Genomic DNA, 18,596 nt, shown 5'->3' with positions numbered 1-18,596 from the left:
GCTAAAGTATTTTCCTATTTAGCGATTATAGCATAAGAACCTTTCAAGTGCAATGCCATCCTTATCTGCGTTTCCACATTCGTCCCCACATCCGGCTCAGAAGAAAACACAGGAGCAGTGCCCCGGTCAGAATAACGCCGATCAGAAATACCAGAATCTTTACATAAGATCCATCTCCTGTTGCAACCGTCTTTGCTTTCTCAGTTTCCTTTGGCTTTTCCGGACTTTCCGGTTTTTCCTCTTCTGCCGGCTTTTCCTTTTTATAGGTTACACTCTGTCCTTCGTCCTCCAGATCTGCGTGCACTGCAACCAGCTTCTCTTCCAGATACACTTCCTCAAATACAACAACCTGTTCTCCGTTAAGCTTCGTTGCATCAAACGTAAATTCCATCTGAAGTTCTCCGGAATCTGTATCCGGGATCAGCTTTTTCTCTGCGGTCACTTCTTTTCCATCCTGAAGAACCGGCTTTTTGGTCTCCTTATCCATTAATGTGCCTTTAACTACATATTCTTTTCCAATCTCCAGATTTTTCCATTTTACCCGATCTATGACCGTTACCTGTTCTGTCCGTTTCCCGTTATGCGTTCCCGTTTCCCGGTCAGATGCTCTTGTCCCGATCTCCGGTACGGGATGTTCATCATTTGTCAGTGTCCCCAGATCAATTATTCGCATTTCCTTTGTTACTTCCACCTCAAACGCAGGAATCAGCATCCGGTCTTCATTATTTTTACAAGACAGTTCTTCCACCAGATACGTTCCGTAAGGAAGCGCTCCTCTTGTATTATCCGGAGTTCCTTCCCCAAACCAGATCCCATCTTCACTTGTCTTCCCCTCATTCGTGTTGACGGTATGTGGATTCCAGTACGCACCGGTCGAAGCCTCCCCGTTTTTGTCCGTCAGGATCACATGGCTCTCCCCAGTTGCCTGCGATGTGATCCGAAATGGGATATCCGCCAGTCTTTTCAAGGTTTTATCTGCCGCTTTCACCAGCTTTAAGTCCCCACGGATGAGCTTTTCCTTTATTTCCACTGGATTCCATATTTTCAGGGCTTTATAGCTTCCATTTTGCTCCGTTCCAGTCCTGATACAATGTGTAACGGTGTCCACCAGATACCCTTCCGGCGCATGCATCTCCCATACCGTAATCGTTCCAAGCGGAAGCTCGTTATTTTCAAAAAACGGATCTCCGCTGATCAGGTGCGCCTCATCCATACGGACCACACCATCCGCATCCGACTTCAGCTTCCAACTCCTGAGCGGCACCTTCACACCGATCTCATTTTGATTGTCAAAAATGCTATCAAAAAATGCCACATGAAATTCAGCTCCCGCAAGAGAAAGTCCTGCCTGCGCCTGCCCTTTCCCTGTTTCCGCATCCTGCTTCCGGATCAGAATTTCCACCTTTGTCTTTTCCGGTTCATCCTGACACTCATAGGTCACGGTCTGTCCGGCATTCACCGTGATCTGCCGTATCTTTGTGTCCAGTACATAGCCTTTCGGTGCTTTAGTCTCTTTGATGTCATAGGAACCCTCCGGCAGATTTTCTGCCTTCCCATATCCTTTCTTGTCTGTCCGGATTACGCAGACTGCCTCGGATGTCCCACTTTTACAGACGGTATACTCTGCCCCTTCCAGTGAGTAGAGCTGATTATCAGCCGTAATCTCTGACCTTGCAGAGCTCTTCATGATCTCCAGGCTTCCATTATGGGTTGTCTTAAAAAGATATATCGTTGATCTGGATTTTGCCACAAGCTGTGAAATCTGATTACCACTCGACGGGATAGATGCCGAATGCCAGAACCGGTTATCGTTGCTATTATCTCCCCAGAAAAATCCAATATGGCAGTCTGCATCTTCTTCCTCCCAGGAAACCGGCTCAAAATAGATCACATCTCCTTTTTGCGCTTTTCCGCCCGCAAGCAGTTCCTCAATGGTGTTGTAATGATAGGATTCCACGGCATTGTCTGTCATCCAATGAAACCAGTTGCTCGCATTGACCTTGCCGCCACGAAGACTTCCTTTGTCAATTCCTGACAGATCCGCTCCACATTTTTCCAGAACATAAGCGACAAACCCGGTACAGTTCATTGCCCCATTTCCACCGTAGGCTCCGTTCGGACGCATGCAGTTCTCTGCTGTCAGAGGATATCCGCTGTAAGGCGTTCCCAGATAATAACCGTCCTTTTCGTGGTTTTTTAACTCCTCAAGCACTTTTCCCGGCTCTGCTCCTAATTTTTCATCAAGTTTTACAATCGTTTCTTTCTTTGCGATTCTCTCTGCTGAGTTTGCAGATACGACAGGCATACTGCTGCCCGACAATGATACTACCGCCAGAATCACACTTAGTATTCCGGCAAAATGATTCTTCATATATTTCATAAAAGTTTCTCCTTCTGCCTTTTCAGGTCAGAAAAGAGAATATAAAAGACGAGTACCCTTACTATAAAGGAAGAGTACCCGCTTGTCAATAGTATTTTATTGTTGATCTGCCTCCAGAACGATCACACTTCTCGGTCCCACAAGAATTCTTTCCTCCGAAATCCGTACCGGATTCTGATAAATTTCCTGCTTTTTATCTCCAGTATTTGCCGCCACATGCCAACTATATCCGCCCGGAAGTTGTGGAAGTTCTACCCAGACACCTTCCCAGTATGGATTCATCAGAAGATACACACAGTCTTCTTTTGCCATTTTGTTATCATATCCGGCAAACATGACTGCCGCCGTCCGGATCTCCGGTCTGGAAAAATCCAGTTTCCACGGCACTTCACCGTGAAAGCTGATCTCCGGAAATCCAAGACTGCTCGCCCCTGCATCTCCTGTGATCGACGGATGCCGTTTCCGAAATGCCGTCATATAAGCACAAAAATCAAATACATCCTGAAACTTTTCTTTTCTTGTCCAGTCCAGCCAGGAAATCTCGTTATCCTGACAGTAGGCATTATTATTCCCGAACTGAGTATTGCCAAACTCATCACCTGCAAGGAACATCGGTGTCCCTCTGCTGCAAAGCAGGACCGCAAAAGCATTTTTCATCATCCGGTGGCGCAGTTCAACAACCATCACCTGATCAGTGTCCCCCTCTGCCCCACAGTTCCAGCTCCGGTTATCGTCACTTCCATCAAGATTTCCCCATCCATTAGCCTCATTGTGCTTCTGGTTATACGAATAAAGATCATACAGGGTAAATCCATCATGGCAGGTCAGGAAATTCACAGAAGCATGTTTTCCGCGGATTCTGGTATCATAGATGTCCGGAGAACCGGCAATTCTCTGAAGCGCTGCTCCTGCTGCCCAAAGTCCCCCTTTTAAATATTCCCGCACGTCATCCCGGTATCTTCCGTTCCATTCTGACCATCTGCGGAATGCCGGAAAACTTCCGACCTGATAAAGTCCGCCGGCATCCCACGCCTCCGCGATCAGCTTTGTGTCTGCAAGCAGCGAATCATAGGCAAGATTCTTTACGAGTGGTGGATTTTCCATCGGTGACCCATCCTCATTTCTTCCCAGGATCGAGGCAAGATCAAACCGGAAGCCGTCCACCCGGTACTCTGCCACCCAGTATCGCAGACAATCCTGGATCATTTTGATCACCACCGGATGATTACAATTCACAGTATTTCCACAGCCACTGAAATTATAATATTTTCCATCGGGTGTCAACATATAATAAATCTGATTGTCAAATCCTTTAAACGAAATAAACGGTCCGCATTCATTTCCTTCTGCCGTATGGTTAAACACCACATCCAGGATTACTTCAATCTGGTTATCATGCAGTTCCCGGATCAGTTCTTTTAATTCTACTCCTTCCCGGTTGTATTCCGTTGATGCTGCATAGCTCGTATTCGGCGCAAAAAAGCTGACTGTATTATACCCCCAGTAATCAATCAGTTTCTTTCCATCAACCTCACGGCTCCCCTGCAGTTCATCAAATTCAAAGATCGGCATTAACTCCACCGCATTAATCCCCAGTGTTTTCAGATAAGGAATTTTTTCTTTGATTCCGGCAAAGGTTCCAGGATGACGGACACTTTTGTCCATCTTCGTGAATCCCCTGACATGCATCTCATAGATGATCAGTTTTTCCATCGGGATCTTATCCGGCTTTTCACTGCCCCAGAAGAAATTATTCCGGACTACTCTGGCACGATATCCCCCTGTATTTAGTGCTTTTCCCCATACACTCTGCCCGGTAACTGCCTTTGCATACGGATCCAGTAAAATATGCTTTTTATCAAACAGAAGACCTTCCTTTGGTTTCCACGGTCCGTCCAGCCTGTACGCATATTCAAATTCTTCAATATCCAGTCCGAATACCATCATGGAAAATACATCCCCGATCCGGCAGTTTTCCGGGAATGGAATCACCGCATAAGGTTCCGGTTCCTTTCTGTGAAACAGAAGAAGTTCACATGTCACAGCCCCTTTTGAATGCACTGTAAAATTAACTGCCGACTGAAATGCAGTCGCACCCTCATCACGATACAGTCCGGGACAGATTTCAAATCCATTTACATTTTCTGTCGGAACCCATCTTGGCATCATTTCTTCCAGCATTTTACCAGCTCCTTCCATGTCATGTTTTCAGTATAGCACATTTTTCCGTTTACACATCTTTCCTTTCTGTATATAATATAAAGGATTACATATTTTTTTGCAGCAGACTCAAGGAGGTTTTTTATGACTGCACAGCATCTATATTATTTATTTCAGTGCTTCTTTATATATGCCTTTTTAGGCTGGTGTACAGAAGTTGCGTTTGCCGCTTTTAAAGAACGTCGTTTTGTCAACCGTGGATTCTTAAATGGCCCGATCTGTCCGGTATACGGTTTCGGCGTGGTTGCAGTCATTCATTTTCTGACACCGCTTCGTTCCAACCTGCTCCTGCTATATCTCGGAAGTGCTATTCTTGTTACTGCAATCGAATGGCTGACCGGGTTCATTCTCGAAAAGGTTTTCCATAACAAATGGTGGGATTATTCTAATATGCCGCTCAATCTGAATGGATATGTGTGCCTTTTGTTTTCTCTGATCTGGGGAGTGTTCTGTGTTTTCATCGTAGATGTATTCCATCCACTGATTGACACACTGCTCTCACACATTCCTTTCCTTGTCGGTATCATTCTTGTATGTATTCTGGTGATTGCCGGACTTGCCGATCTCTATGTAACAGCATCCGGTATCCTGAAGCTCAACAAACGTCTTGAAAAAATGCAGGCCATTGCAGACGAACTTCATCAGATTTCCGACAAGCTTGGTGAATCAATCTACAAGCGTACCATTACAGCTATGGAAAAACAGGAAGAGTTCAAAGATACTGTATCTGAGAAGCAGGAAGAATTTAAATCTGCTATTTCCGAAAAACAGGAAGCAATTTCAGACACCCTTGCCGATGTTTCTGACGAAGTAAAAGAACGGATTGCTCTTCTTCGCAGAAGCTACCTGGAAAATGTCAAAGCAACTTCTCATATGCAGAAGCGTATCATGAAAGCTTTCCCGAAAATGCAGAGCCGCAATTACAAAGAATCCTTTGAAGATCTTAGAAACAAACTGAAGGAAATGTCTCTCAAAAAATAACAGGTTGTAAAAAATCCATCTGATTTCTTTTAAAAAAAGAAATCAGATGGATTTTTTATCTTTAAAATTATGATGTGAGTATCAAAAGTAAATTTTGCCACTCACTAATGTTTCCTCTTGATCTTGTCCAGATACGGAATCTCGATTGGATCGATTGCATCAAGTGGCTGTTCTTTATTGATCTTCTTTTTGCGTGTGTGCTTTTTCAGAAGTGCACCACCCCGGTTATAAAACCAGAAAGAAAAGATCAGAAGTTTATTGAATTTTCCAATTTTGTCTTTTGTCGTCTTCGTGTAATACTCCCCACCGGACTGGATCTCTCCTTTTTCCCTGATCTGCCGGATCAGATCCAGCTCTGTCTCAATCCGTACCGGAAATTCCGTATACCCCATGCCGACGCAGTCCAGCTTATGCGCATCACTTCCTCCGGTTCCCGGTTTTCCATATTTTTCAGCAAGATACTTCGCCCCTTCATTGGACTGTGGTGGCTCACATGCATTGAAAGTCTCTATAAAATCAAATTTTTCAATCAACTCCGGAGATTTCTGCCATCTTTTCGTATTCGTAAAACTCAGATACTTTTCCCCACACGGATGTGCCGGTCCACAGATTCCTCCATTGTGATGCACAAAATCAATCAGCAGCGAAAGCGGAAGCCCTCTCAGCTCCAGCAGGCGCATCTTTACTCCCTGTGGCATAATGATCAGAATGTGTCCCGCATCCAGTGTATCATACTCTATTCCTTTCAATACGACAAAATCTTTGTATTTTCTCCCTTTGACCGTATTCTTCCAGTGCCGATATCCATTATAGGTGTCATGATCTGTAACCAGCATTCCGCCAATGCCTTTAGACTGCAGCTTTTTAATAAATTCTTCAATCGGCACTTTGCTGTCAATTGATCCTTCTCTTACATGACAATGCATATCTATCTTCATATTTTCATCTCCAGATCTTATATCGTTGATACTATTTTTATTATACCTCTTTTTTTATAACGCTGCAAGAAATACCGGTTTCTTCCAGCCATTCCTGATCAAATGCAAAAGAGGATGTATCACATTCTGATACATCCTCTCATCCATCTTATCTATTCTTCATCCTCGTCATCATCATCATCCAGATCGATCAGCATGGTTCTTGCCATCTCTATTTCTTCTTCTTTTGATGTTTCTTTCTTGATCGCATTTGCTCTTCGAACCTGCTTCTTGTTGATCTCACTTGACTTCATGATAAACTGGATCACGATTCCGATAAATGTAATCCCAATCGAAATGATCCACATGAAAATCACATTTTTCAGACCTGCCAGATCATAGATCATCATTCCTGCTCCAAAACCGCCTGCTAATGCCGTCGCAATAATCACAAACGGTTCAAACCAGATCATCGCAAGGATTGCGAAAATCAGTCCGACTGCTCCGCAGACTGCCAGCATGATCCAGTTTCCCGCATTTGTAATCGCAAGTACTGTGCCAGCCATTCCCAGAAAGCATACCCAGAAAGCTCCGAATTTCTTAAATACACTGTTCAGTATTGCAAAAACCAAACCCGCAACACCGGCTGCGATCAGTACCGGAACAACTTCCAGTCCCATAAGATATGTCACGGCAAATCCAAGCAATGCCCCTGCAACAAATCCAATCACTGCATTCCAGACACGGATCAGCTTCAAACCTAAAATTCCAATGAAAACTGATATAACAATTGATACCGCCGAAACAATCACGGCTTCTTTTCCTGCTATAAATACCGCACTGTTTCCCATGATATCCTTCAATACTATACCTATTGATTCCATCCTAATCTCTCCTCCTGTCGTACTTTCCTGTTGTTAAGTCAGACGCTTATTTTGATGAAGAGTCTGAAGATGTATCTGTATCTTCGGTCGTGCTCTTAACCGTTACGCCCTGATCAGCAAAACTGATCGTATTCCATACTTTTTTATGTACTTTAATATCCGTTTTCTTTTTCCATTTCTTACAAATTGACTGATACTGGTCACTCTTTCTCTGTGATACAATGGACTCTTTCTTGGTATCCGTTGCATCACGGTCAAGAAGGCTGACTACTTTTGCAACATAATAGCCATTGTCTGCTTCGATCACGTCTGTTACTTCGCCTTCTTTTAACTTATCAGCAGCTTTGATCAGATCTTCGTTTGGCGATGTCGTATCCGAGTCAAATGTCAGATCGGTGGCTGATGCACCTACTGCTGTTGCAAATACAGAAAAATCTTCTGCCGAAGCCACATCTTTCTGGAAATCTTCTGCTTTCTTTTTCACTTCTGCTTTTTTGTCATCTGACATATCTGTCGATTTTCCATCACTGCCCGTTGTCTTTGTAGAGAACAGCACATACTGCATTTTCTTCTGTGCTGCTTCCTCATCGGATACATTCGTATCTACATCCGCAGTCATGGCAGTTTCCATCTTCTTCTGAAGTGTCAGAAGTTCCAGTACTTTCTTTACCGTCTTTTCATCGCCCGATACTGCATCTTTTGCAGCACTGTCATTGCTGTCAGTAAATTTCTTCGCAGCATCCTCGATGCTTTTTTCCTCATCATCACTTAGCGAAACTTTATAATCATCCTTGTGCTCATCCAGAATATACATTTCTTCCAGAGAATCCATGATTGAATCCTTATAATTCTCTTCGTAAGTCTTTCCGTCTGTAACTTCTTTTCCCCAAAAATCATCTCCCAGATAACTGCTATATGTTGTTTCAAACTGCGCCTGCTGATATCTTGCAAAAAAGTTCGCCACATCTGCAGTCACTTTCTCATCTCCGACTTCTACCACTGTATCCTGTCCGTTAAACTTGCTTCCACATCCGTTTAAAGATGCAATGCAGGCAACTGCCAGTATACAGGCAACCACTCTTTTTTTCATTTATAAAATTTCCTCCTTGATCTTCGCTCCATTGTACACACTTCTTCACTATGCACTCGTATAGTATATCTTTTTTTTACCTTACTGGCAATCTTTTTCATAAAAAATACACATTATTCTTCGACAAGTCCCTGTATATCTTCGACAATTTTTCCTGCATTTTCAAGGATCTGCTCTGCTTTTTCTTTTTTATTTTTCCGAAGTTTACAATAAATAAAATATGGATTTTCTGCATCTGTCTTAAATGTCAGTTCTCCTTTATATTTTGCCAGCAGTTCCGGAATCTTTGCTACATTTACTCTTGCCTTCTCATACATGGTAAATTTGTATTCATCGCCTTTTTGCTCTACCGAAATTACATAAGCCGCATGTGCTTTCGCCTTCAGCTGTGCGATCATCAGAAGCTGCTGCACCTTGCGTGGCGGATCGCCGAAACGGTCAATCAGTTCTTCTAGCATATCTTCCTGTTCTTCTTCTGTCTCAATTGCTGCGATCCGTTTATAGATATCCAGTTTCTGATACTCATTCGGAATATAAGATGCCGGAATATAAGCATCAATATTCATATCCACGGTTGTCGCATAGGTTTCTTCCGGGATTTCTCCCTTCAGGTGACGGACTGCCTCACTTAACATCTTACAGTAAAGATCGTATCCCACTGCATCCATATGTCCATGCTGTTCCTCCCCAAGCAGGTTTCCTGCCCCACGGATTTCCAGATCCCGCATGGCGATTTTTACACCAGAGCCAAGATCTGTAAACTCACGAATTGCCGAAAGACGTTTTTCTGCAACCTCCCGGAGCATTTTGTCTCTTCTGTACAAAAGAAATGCATATGCCATACGGTTCGATCTTCCAACTCTTCCACGTAGCTGATAAAGCTGGGAGAGCCCCATCCGATCTGCATCATGGATGATCATGGTATTGGCATTGGAAATGTCAAGACCGGTCTCGATGATCGTCGTCGATACCAGAACATCAATTTCTCCATTGATGAAATCGTACATAATATCTTCTAACTTGTGTTCCCGCATCTGCCCGTGTGCATATGCCACATTTGCATCCGGCACAAGTTTCTGGATCTTCGCTGCCATTTCAGCTATATCCTGGACACGGTTATAGACATAGTACACCTGTCCCTGGCGGGAAATTTCTCTTTCGATTGCCTCCCGGACCATCTCATCATTCTCCTCCATCACATAGGTCTGGATCGGCATCCGGTCAACTGGTGCTTCTTCCAGCACACTCATGTCACGGATTCCGATCAGACTCATATGAAGCGTTCGGGGAATCGGTGTTGCCGTAAGTGTCAGAACATCAATATTTTCCTTCAGCTTTTTGATCTTTTCTTTATGCTGTACTCCAAAACGCTGTTCCTCATCAATGATCAGAAGTCCCAGATCTTTAAATGCCACATCCTTACTCAATACCCGGTGGGTTCCGATGATGATATCAACCTGTCCCTTTTTCAAATCTTCGATCGTTTTTTTCTGTTGTGCAGGTGTGCGGAAACGGCATAACAGATCCACCCTTACCGGAAATTCTTTCATCCGTTGCACAAAAGTGTTGTAATGCTGCTGTGCAAGAATCGTAGTAGGGACCAGATAGACAACCTGCTTGTTCTCCTGCACTGCCTTGAATGCTGCCCGGATTGCAATCTCTGTCTTTCCAAATCCCACATCCCCACAGATCAGACGGTCCATGATCTTTGGGCTTTCCATATCCCGTTTTGTTGCCTCGATTGCAAGCTGTTGATCCTCCGTTTCCTCAAACGGAAACATTTCTTCAAATTCTTTCTGCCAGACCGTGTCCTTTTCATAGACAAATCCTTCTTTGGACTGCCGTACTGCATAGAGTTCCACCAGATCTTTGGCAATCTGCCAGACTGCTGTCTTTACCTTGCTCTTCGTGCGATGCCATTCCTGTCCTCCAAGTTTGTTAAGTTTCGGCTTTTTAGCATCTGCACTGGCATACTTCTGGATCTGGTCAAGCTGTGTCGCAAGAATATAAAGATTTCCACCATCAGCATACGAAATCTTCATATAATCCTTTGTCACCTTATCAACTTCTATCTTTTCAATTCCCCGGTAGATTCCAAGTCCATGATTCTCATGCACTACATAGTCTCCCGGTTTCAGATCCGAAAAGCTGCTTATTTTCTGTCCATCATAACTTTTTCGTTTCTTTTTCTTCTTTGTCTTTCCAAAAATATCTGACTCAGATATGACAATAAATTTAATCATCGGGTACTCGTATCCGACTTCTATATGCCCGTAGCATACCATGATCTCCCCTGGATTCACTTCACGTTCCTGATCCTCACTGTAAAAACTGCTCAGATCATAATCACGTAGATCCTCTGCCAGACGTTTTGCCCTTGTTCTGGACCCAGAAATCAGAACCGCCCGGTATCCGTTCCTTTTCAGTCTTTTGAGATCCTGTGTCAGCATCTCAAAGCTGCTGTTATACGGGTTAACGCTTTTTGCCTGGATCCCAAACCGCTTTTTCACAAAAAATGGCTTACATTTCATTTCCAGAGCACACATCCCGATCATACAGAATTTGTTCAGAAATTTTATAATTTCATCAGTCGTAAAAAATTCCGGAGCTTCTTCCATTTCCCCGGTCCTTTCCATTTCTTCTGCACGGTTCTCTCTCGCTTTTTCCACTTCATTTTCTGCCAGACGCCCTTTTTCCAGAAGCCTTGCTGGTTCATCCAGGAACACCAGTGTGTCCTTCGGATCAAAGTAGTTGATAAAAGAAACTTTCCGGTCACTTCCCAGTCTGTCATCTGCCGGATAAATAACGATCTGTTCCAGATTCTCTACAGATCTCTGGCTGTCCACGTCAAAAGTCCGTATTGAATCCACTTCATCTCCCCAGAATTCAATACGGATCGGCAATTCCTCGGTAAGTGGGTAAATATCAATGATTCCACCACGAACTGCAAACTGCCCCGGACCATCCACCTGGGCTTCCCTGTCATATCCAAGTTTTATGATCTTCTCCTTCAGCGATTCAAATTCCAGCGTCTCCCCATTGGAAATGGTCAGAATGTCTCCTTTTATTTCTGCTTCCGATGGCAGTTCATCCATGAATCCGTCAATCGTTGTAATGACCGTAACCTGGCTTTTTGCCTCCATCATCATCTGCAAGGTTTCCATCCGCTGTTTGACCAGCTGTTTTCCGTGGATATCTGCCTGATAAAAAAGGAGATCCTTTGCCGGATAATAGCTGGTATTTTCATTTAAAAAACGATATTCTTCGTATAATTTTTTTGCTTTATCTTCACTGGAAAGAACGATCAATGTATGCCCATAATCTTTTCCAAGCGCATACATCAAATGCGTTTTCTGTGATGTCACACACCCGGAAAGAAGCAGCATGCCCGGTTCCCGTCCACGCTCTTCACAGATTTCTTCAATCTCTGCCAGTTCAGATAAAGGAGCCGTAAGTGCATGCATCGCTTTTTGCCTCCTCTTATTCTTTCTTTTTCTGGTTATATTCGTTCATTGCCTGATCGATTGCTCCCTGCATGATCAGAGCAGAAGCTTCACAGGCAAGATCATATCCTTCTTCCATAAGTACACGGTCCTCTTTGGAAAATTTTCCAAGAACATAATCAGCAAGATCATATCCTTTCGGTTTTTCTCCCACACCTACCTTGATCCGTGGAAATACACTACTTCCTAAATTGGCAATGATATTTTTGATTCCGTTATGTCCACCGGCACTTCCTTTTCTGCGGATCCTGAGTTGTCCGACTTCCAGACTGATATCATCATAAATTACAAGAAGTTCTTCTTCCGGATCGATCTTGTAATATTCCACCAGACTACGGATACTCTCTCCACTCAGGTTCATATAAGTCTGCGGCTTCACAAGAAGCACTTTCTGTCCCTCGATCACTCCTTTTCCGATGAGGGCACGGTGTTTTTTAGTATCGATTGCTATCTGGTATTTCTCCGCCAGGCGGTCCACCACATCAAATCCAACATTATGTCTTGTCCCCTGATACTTTTCATCCGGGTTTCCAAGTCCTGCAATTATAAACATTCTATTCACCTCTGCTTTTTCTCTTTCCTGATTCTACTAAATCCTTTCTCTTTTGTCACGCATTTCTCATGCATAAACTATTTTTTCTTTTCATATAGTTTATTAAGCGGCATAACCTGCCGAAATTCCATACTGCCTAAGGAGGTTCTTTATGAATTCCAAAACAAAAATCATCGTACTTCACATGAAAGAAATTATCTATACTGTTATTTTTGCCACTTTAGGTATTCTCATCCTCTGCCTTTTATTCTTTATGTTCTCCGGAGACCGGCATTCCTCTGTATCCGACAAAAAATATGCTCCCGGCGTTTATACCTCTTCTTTTACACTCGGAAATGAAGATCTGGAACTGGAAGTTTCTGTCTCTGACACCTCTATCAATTCCATCCGCATTTCCAATCTAAGTGAGACGGTAACTGCCATGTATCCTCTTCTTCAGCCATCTCTTGAGAATCTGGCTGACCAGATCTGTAAATCCCAGTCCCTTGATCATCTTACGCTTTCAAGTGACAGTCCCTATACTTCTCAGCTTCTTCTCAACACCATCCGTGATGCGCTCAAAAAAGCTGCGGCAACCAACTGATGCCGCAGCTCTTTTCCTTTTATTAACCTTCCACGATCAGATACTGTCCGTTCGGAAGTGCGAATACTTCTGAAGCCTCTTCCAGCTCTTCATCACTCATACCACTGATGTCCGCTCCGCTTTCATCCAGATAATCTCTCACATCCTTGATAGAATCTACAACAACCGCCATACAGTCTTCCAAAAACGCTTCTGCCTCTTCCAGTGTCTCTGCAACCGGCTCATCAAAAAGCTGTGACTGCATATTCAGGAATGTCTGCAGACATTCTTCATCATACTCATACATACAGGCAACCCTCCCTTATCTTTCTCACAGAAAAATTTTCTCATCTGAACTATAAATAGTTAAGCAATTCTTCAGCATGTGCAATTGTTGCATCTGCTCCTGTCTCCACAAGAAGTTCTTTGGTCCGGAATCCCCATTCTGCTCCGACTGTAAACATACCGGCAGCCTTCCCTGTCTTCATATCTACATCCGAGTCTCCTATGTATATTCCTTCTTCCGGCGATACCCCTAATTTATCAAGTATCCACAGAAGTCCTTCCGGATCCGGTTTCTTCGGAAATTCACCCGACTGCCCCTGAATATGGTCAAAATATCCTTTTCCAAATGTACTTTCCACTACATCGATCGCCTGCAAATGTGGTTTGTTGGAAAATACTGCAATCTTTATTCCCTTCTTCTTCAGTGAATCTAACATCTGAACAACGCCATCATAAGGACGTACATGGTACATACAATTTTCTCCAAAGATTCTGCTGTACACTTCCATACCTTCTTCAATCCTCTTAAGCTCTGTGTCTCCGGACGCACGAAGTGCACGTTCCATAAGGCATCTGGCTCCATCTCCAACGAAGCTTCGGCACTGTTCTTTGGTAATCGTCTCAAGTCCCATTTCTTCTAACGTCTTATTCGTTGAATAAGTCAGCGAATCCAGCGTATTTGTCAAAGTTCCATCCAAGTCAAAAATACACGCTTTATACATTGCTGTTCTCCTGTTCTTCTGTTCTATGATTATAATAGTATGAACCTTGACAAATTTCAACTGGAAATCTCTATTTTTCTATTCACTTCGCAGATATTGTCGCATGGCCCTGAGTGCATTCTTTTCCAGGCGGCTTACCTGTGCCTGTGAGATTCCGATTTCTTCTGCTACCTCCATCTGCGTTTTTCCTTCAAAAAAACGAAGTCTGATAATATACTTCTCCCTTTTTCCGAGTCGGTCCATTGCCGCCTGAAGAGACAGTTTCTCCACCCATCTGTCTTCTTTGTTCCTTTTGTCACTGATCTGGTCCATCACATACATAGCATCTCCATTGTCATTATATACCGGCTCATTTAAGCTGACCGGCATCTGGATCGCATCCAGCGCATAGACGATCTCTTCCTTTGCGATCCCGATTTCCTCTGCAATTTCCTGAACAGTAGGTTCTTTCTGGTTTACTTTGACATAATTTTCTTTCGCGTAAATGGCTTTATATGCCGTATCACGAAGTGACCTGCTAACACGGATCGAATTATTGTCCCGGATGAACCGCCGAATTTCTCCAATGATCATCGGTACCGCATAAGTTGAAAATTTTACTTCCAGCTCCGGATTGAAATTATTGATTGCCTTGATCAGTCCGATGCACCCGATCTGAAACAGATCATCCGGATTTTCACTGCTTCCCGAAAAGCGTTTGATCACACTGAGTACCAGACGCAGATTTCCTTTGATATACTGTTCTTTTGCCTCCTCATCCCCCGCTTTGATCTTCTCAAAAAGCACCTCTTTTTCCCCGTCGCTAAGCAGGGGAAGCTTTGCTGTATTTACACCACAGATTTCTACTTTATTAAGTACCATCTCAATAAACCTCCAAATCTTTACTGGTATAAATTTTTCTCAAAACTGTTTTTATTTATTCGATTCCCACTAAAATATTAAAAATATCGCTCCTTGACTTTTTCCATACTCTTCTGAAAGAATATACATCTTAGCAATATTGTCTGATTTTCTATCATTTTTCTTTAAATTATAGTATAATATACTAAAATAATTTTTACGCAAAGGGGTTGAGTATATGAAACTTACTTTTATCGGTGCCGCCCATGAAGTAACTGGAAGCTGCCATTATCTTGAAGCATGTGGAAAACATATTCTAATAGACTGTGGACTGGAACAGGGACCTGATCTGTATGAGAATCAGGAAATCCCGATCAATCCTTCCATGATCGACTATATCCTCTTAACGCATGCACACATTGACCATTCCGGCAAGATTCCTCTGCTTGTAAAAAATGGTTTTAAAGGAGAAATCATCTGTACATTCGCCACCTCTGATCTGTGCAGCATTATGCTCCGTGACAGTGCACATATCCAGGAATCCGAAGCAGAATGGCGAAACCGGAAGGCACTTCGTTCCGGTGCTCCGCTTTATGAACCACTTTATACTGTACAGGACGCCATGAATGCAGTTGCACTTCTTGCGCCGATCGATTATAACCAGACGATCCAGCTCTGTGAAGGAATCGAACTCCGCTTCACAGATGTCGGTCATCTGCTTGGTTCTTCCTGCATTGAAGTCTGGATCACAGAAGACGGTGTAAGCAAAAAAATCGTATTTTCCGGAGATGTCGGAAATATTGACCAGCCGATCATCAAAGATCCGCAGCATGTGGATGCAACCGATTATCTTGTCATCGAATCCACCTACGGAAACCGGGTCCATTCTACTGTAAAACCGGATTATATTAAGGATCTTACCAGAGTCCTGCGCGAAACCTTTGCCAAAGGTGGAAATGTAGTCATTCCATCTTTCGCAGTAGGAAGAACCCAGGAGCTTTTATACTTTATCCGTGAGATCAAAGAAAATAATCTTTTGCCGGAATATCAGAATTTTGAAGTTTATGTAGACAGTCCTCTGGCGATCGAAGCAACCAACGTTTTCCAGAAAAATGTACAGTCCTGCTTTGATGAGGATGCAATGGCTCTGATAAGTAAAGGAATCAACCCTCTTCTTTTCCAGGGACTGAAAACCACGATCACCAGTGAAGAATCTAAAATGATCAACTTCAATGACAAACCAAAAGTAATCATCTCTGCTTCCGGAATGTGTGAAGCCGGCCGTATCCGCCATCATCTGAAACACAACCTCTGGAGAAAAGAATGTACGATCCTCTTCGTAGGCTATCAGGCAGTTGGCACTCTTGGTCGCAAGCTTGTCGAAAGCAAACCGGAATCAGTCCGGCTCTTTGGCGAAAATGTAGAGGTTAATGCCCGTATTGAAGTCCTTGCAGGGATCAGCGGACATGCCGATATGAATGGTCTTCTGAACTGGATTGATGGATTCAAAGAGAAACCATCCCACATCTTTGTTGTACATGGAGAGGATTCGGTTACAGATTCTTTCGCTGCTACCATCACAGACCGTTTCGGCATTCCGGCATTTGCACCATACTCCGGAGGCTGTGTTGATCTCGCAACCGATACCATCCTTTCTGAAGGTATCAGGCTTCCGAAAAAAGCAGTTGAAAAGCCGGTCAAAGCACGTGCTCTTACTGCATTCAACCGCGTGGTTGCGGCAGCCAAACACCTCATGGATGTTGTGCTTAAAAATGAAGGTCTTGCAAACAAAGATCTTGCAAAATTCGAGTCACAGATCCAGAATCTTGCTGACAAATGGGATCGTGACGACAGATAAATACCGATCTTATCTTTCCAGAGACCGGCTTCCGACATGGAACGCCGGTCTTTTTCTGTCTTTTTCGACAATTCTTTTAAAAAATCCAGTATTTCAGCATGTCGAATAAAATTATTCTGTTTTTTCCATCTTCTGACAAAATCTGAAACACATCTTTTCTATAATAAAGCATGCTTAAGTACCAAATCTATTTAGCAGCTAAAGAGAAAGAAGGATAAGACTATGCAGTATGAAGTATATCTGGATGTATTGTTTCTGGAAAATATGATGATGGATTTTCTGATTCTTCTGGCAGTAAAAAAAGTATTTCCATGTTCTGCCACTTATGGAAGTCTTCTTGCCGGTTCCTTTACCGGTTCACTACTGACCTGTGCCATTTTATTTTTTCCATGCCCGGTATGGACCCGCTATATCCTGCTGTTTTTCCTGGTAAATTCCTGTATGACAGTGATCGGATTGAAAATCCGGACATTTCCCGTTTTTTTCAAAGCATGGATTCTGCTCTATCTTGCAAGCTTTCTTCTTGGAGGTATCATGAGTTGGCTCCGTCTTTATTTTGGAAAATTTTTCCGGATCATATCTTTTCTTTTCACCCTTGGCATCTGTGGTTTTTTTCTTTTATATCATGGACTTTTGTTTCTAAAGAAACTATGGAAATCACAAGATCATAGTTTTGATGTGATTTTAACTGTAAATGGAAAAGATTTTCATCTGAAAGCCTTTCTGGACAGTGGTAATCATCTTTCTGATCCACTGACCGGAAAGCCGGTTCATATTATCAGCAAAGACGCCTGTCAGAAGATTTCTTCCCAAATCTCACCTGGAAGACTCCGGTACATCCCGTACCGGACTATACAGAAGACGACCAGTATTCTTCCTGTTTTTTCTGTCAAGAAAATGAGAATAACAGGAGAATCTGAATTTTTGATCCAATCTCCACTGATCGGTATTTCCGAACAGAAGAATTTTGGAAACGGAAAATATGAAATGCTATTGCATCCTGAAGATTGTTAGGAGGATTATAATGATGATAAAAGTTGCTGTTTCAGATTGTTTTAAATTGAAAATGATTCCCTCTTTCCGCAGTGTTTTCTTCCCGGAAAAGCAGGAAATCCATTACATAGGAGGGACAGATATCCTGCCGCTCCCACTTAGCAGTGAAGAAGAAGGTTATGCCATTTCCCTTCTCGGAGGCGGGCAGGATGAAGAAGGAAAAAAGCTTCTTATTGAACATAACCTGCGTCTGGTTGTATATATAGCGAAAAAATTTGACAATACCGGTGTAGGCGTAGAAGACCTGATCTCCATCGGCACGATTGGACTGATCAAAGCAATCAATACCTTCAATCCAGAGAAAAATATCAAACTTGCCACCTATGCCTCCCGTTGTATTGAAAATGAGATTCTCATGTATCTGCGCCGGAATAACAAGACCAAACTGGAGGTCTCCATCGATGAACCGCTCAATGTTGACTGGGATGGAAATGAGCTTCTTCTCTCCGATATTCTTGGAACTGAAGAAGATACCATTTATCGTGATATGGAAACCGAAGCAGAACACAAACTTCTTGGGAAAGCCATCGGACGGCTTTCAAACAGGGAACGGGTAATCGTGCAGATGCGATTCGGACTCGGAACCCCCGACGGGGAAGAAAAAACGCAGAAAGAAGTGGCCGATCTTCTTGGAATCTCCCAGTCTTACATATCAAGACTTGAAAAGAAAATTATGCAGAGACTGCGACGCGAAATGGTACGCTATGAACAGTAAACTATAAAAAACAGGGAAACAGTAATTTCTTAC

Annotated in this window: 15 protein-coding genes; 5 read left to right on the top strand and 10 right to left on the bottom strand. The window is 43.1% G+C overall.

The window, feature by feature from the left end; genetic code table 11:
* Window positions 1-61: 61 nt before the first annotated feature.
* Window positions 62-2,380 carry a VaFE repeat-containing surface-anchored protein gene (locus tag AB5213_RS03975; protein WP_368276365.1) on the bottom strand — a complete coding sequence of 773 codons (2,319 nt, stop codon included), beginning with the start codon at window positions 2,378-2,380 and terminating at the stop codon, window positions 62-64.
* A 96-nt stretch (window positions 2,381-2,476) separates the two neighbouring features.
* Window positions 2,477-4,579 (bottom strand): glycogen debranching protein GlgX, encoded by a 2,103-nt coding sequence (gene glgX, locus AB5213_RS03970; protein WP_117555732.1) that lies wholly within the window; start codon window positions 4,577-4,579, stop codon window positions 2,477-2,479.
* Between the two features lie 105 nt (window positions 4,580-4,684).
* Here glgX and AB5213_RS03965 point away from each other — a divergent pair, with 105 nt between their 5' ends.
* Window positions 4,685-5,581, top strand: coding sequence for a hypothetical protein (locus tag AB5213_RS03965; protein WP_008371868.1), 897 nt, complete (start codon window positions 4,685-4,687; stop codon window positions 5,579-5,581).
* 104 nt (window positions 5,582-5,685) lie between these two features.
* Here AB5213_RS03965 and AB5213_RS03960 read toward each other — a convergent pair whose 3' ends face one another.
* From AB5213_RS03960 to pth, 5 genes are all read right to left on the bottom strand, one after another.
* Window positions 5,686-6,519 carry a PHP domain-containing protein gene (locus tag AB5213_RS03960; RefSeq protein ID WP_008371869.1) on the bottom strand — a complete coding sequence of 278 codons (834 nt, stop codon included), beginning with the start codon at window positions 6,517-6,519 and terminating at the stop codon, window positions 5,686-5,688.
* A 152-nt stretch (window positions 6,520-6,671) separates the two neighbouring features.
* Window positions 6,672-7,382, bottom strand: coding sequence for a TMEM198/TM7SF3 family protein (locus tag AB5213_RS03955; protein WP_117834434.1), 711 nt, complete (start codon window positions 7,380-7,382; stop codon window positions 6,672-6,674).
* 46 nt (window positions 7,383-7,428) lie between these two features.
* Window positions 7,429-8,472: a peptidylprolyl isomerase gene (locus AB5213_RS03950; protein WP_368276364.1), complete on the bottom strand. Its 1,044-nt coding sequence runs from the start codon at window positions 8,470-8,472 to the stop codon at window positions 7,429-7,431.
* Between the two features lie 113 nt (window positions 8,473-8,585).
* The gene (gene mfd / locus AB5213_RS03945) at window positions 8,586-11,936 is read right to left on the bottom strand and encodes a transcription-repair coupling factor (protein WP_368276363.1); all 3,351 of its coding nucleotides are present in this window, start codon (window positions 11,934-11,936) and stop codon (window positions 8,586-8,588) included.
* A 16-nt stretch (window positions 11,937-11,952) separates the two neighbouring features.
* The gene (gene pth, locus AB5213_RS03940) at window positions 11,953-12,528 is read right to left on the bottom strand and encodes an aminoacyl-tRNA hydrolase (protein WP_008371875.1); all 576 of its coding nucleotides are present in this window, start codon (window positions 12,526-12,528) and stop codon (window positions 11,953-11,955) included.
* Window positions 12,529-12,679: 151 nt separating this feature from the next.
* Here pth and AB5213_RS03935 point away from each other — a divergent pair, with 151 nt between their 5' ends.
* Entirely contained in the window at window positions 12,680-13,111 is a 432-nt protein-coding gene (locus AB5213_RS03935; protein ID WP_195479157.1) for a hypothetical protein, read from the top strand.
* A gap of 22 nt (window positions 13,112-13,133) precedes the next feature.
* On the opposite strand, the gene AB5213_RS03930 is transcribed toward AB5213_RS03935, so the two are convergent.
* From AB5213_RS03930 to sigG, 3 genes are all read right to left on the bottom strand, one after another.
* Window positions 13,134-13,397, bottom strand: a complete 264-nt coding sequence (locus AB5213_RS03930; protein ID WP_008371877.1) for a hypothetical protein — start codon at window positions 13,395-13,397, stop codon at window positions 13,134-13,136.
* A gap of 49 nt (window positions 13,398-13,446) precedes the next feature.
* Entirely contained in the window at window positions 13,447-14,097 is a 651-nt protein-coding gene (locus AB5213_RS03925; RefSeq protein WP_055157385.1) for an HAD family hydrolase, read from the bottom strand.
* 78 nt (window positions 14,098-14,175) lie between these two features.
* Complete coding sequence (gene sigG, locus AB5213_RS03920) at window positions 14,176-14,958, bottom strand: RNA polymerase sporulation sigma factor SigG (RefSeq protein ID WP_022220759.1); 783 nt, start codon at window positions 14,956-14,958, stop codon at window positions 14,176-14,178.
* Between the two features lie 217 nt (window positions 14,959-15,175).
* Between sigG and AB5213_RS03915 the strand changes: the two genes are divergently transcribed.
* The 3 genes from AB5213_RS03915 to sigE all read left to right on the top strand — a co-directional run bounded on the left by AB5213_RS03915 (window position 15,176) and on the right by sigE (window position 18,563).
* Window positions 15,176-16,795, top strand: coding sequence for an MBL fold metallo-hydrolase RNA specificity domain-containing protein (locus AB5213_RS03915; protein WP_368276362.1), 1,620 nt, complete (start codon window positions 15,176-15,178; stop codon window positions 16,793-16,795).
* 222 nt (window positions 16,796-17,017) lie between these two features.
* Window positions 17,018-17,809: a sigma-E processing peptidase SpoIIGA gene (locus tag AB5213_RS03910; RefSeq protein WP_008371882.1), complete on the top strand. Its 792-nt coding sequence runs from the start codon at window positions 17,018-17,020 to the stop codon at window positions 17,807-17,809.
* Between the two features lie 10 nt (window positions 17,810-17,819).
* Window positions 17,820-18,563: an RNA polymerase sporulation sigma factor SigE gene (sigE, locus tag AB5213_RS03905; protein ID WP_368276361.1), complete on the top strand. Its 744-nt coding sequence runs from the start codon at window positions 17,820-17,822 to the stop codon at window positions 18,561-18,563.
* Window positions 18,564-18,596: the final 33 nt, after the last annotated feature.

This window comes from Coprococcus sp. RTP21204st1_G4_RTP21204_210225 (assembly GCF_040915385.1).
GTDB classification, from domain to species: Bacteria; Bacillota; Clostridia; order Lachnospirales; family Lachnospiraceae; genus Allocoprococcus; species Allocoprococcus comes.
This window is presented reverse-complemented; position numbering and strand designations above follow the sequence as displayed.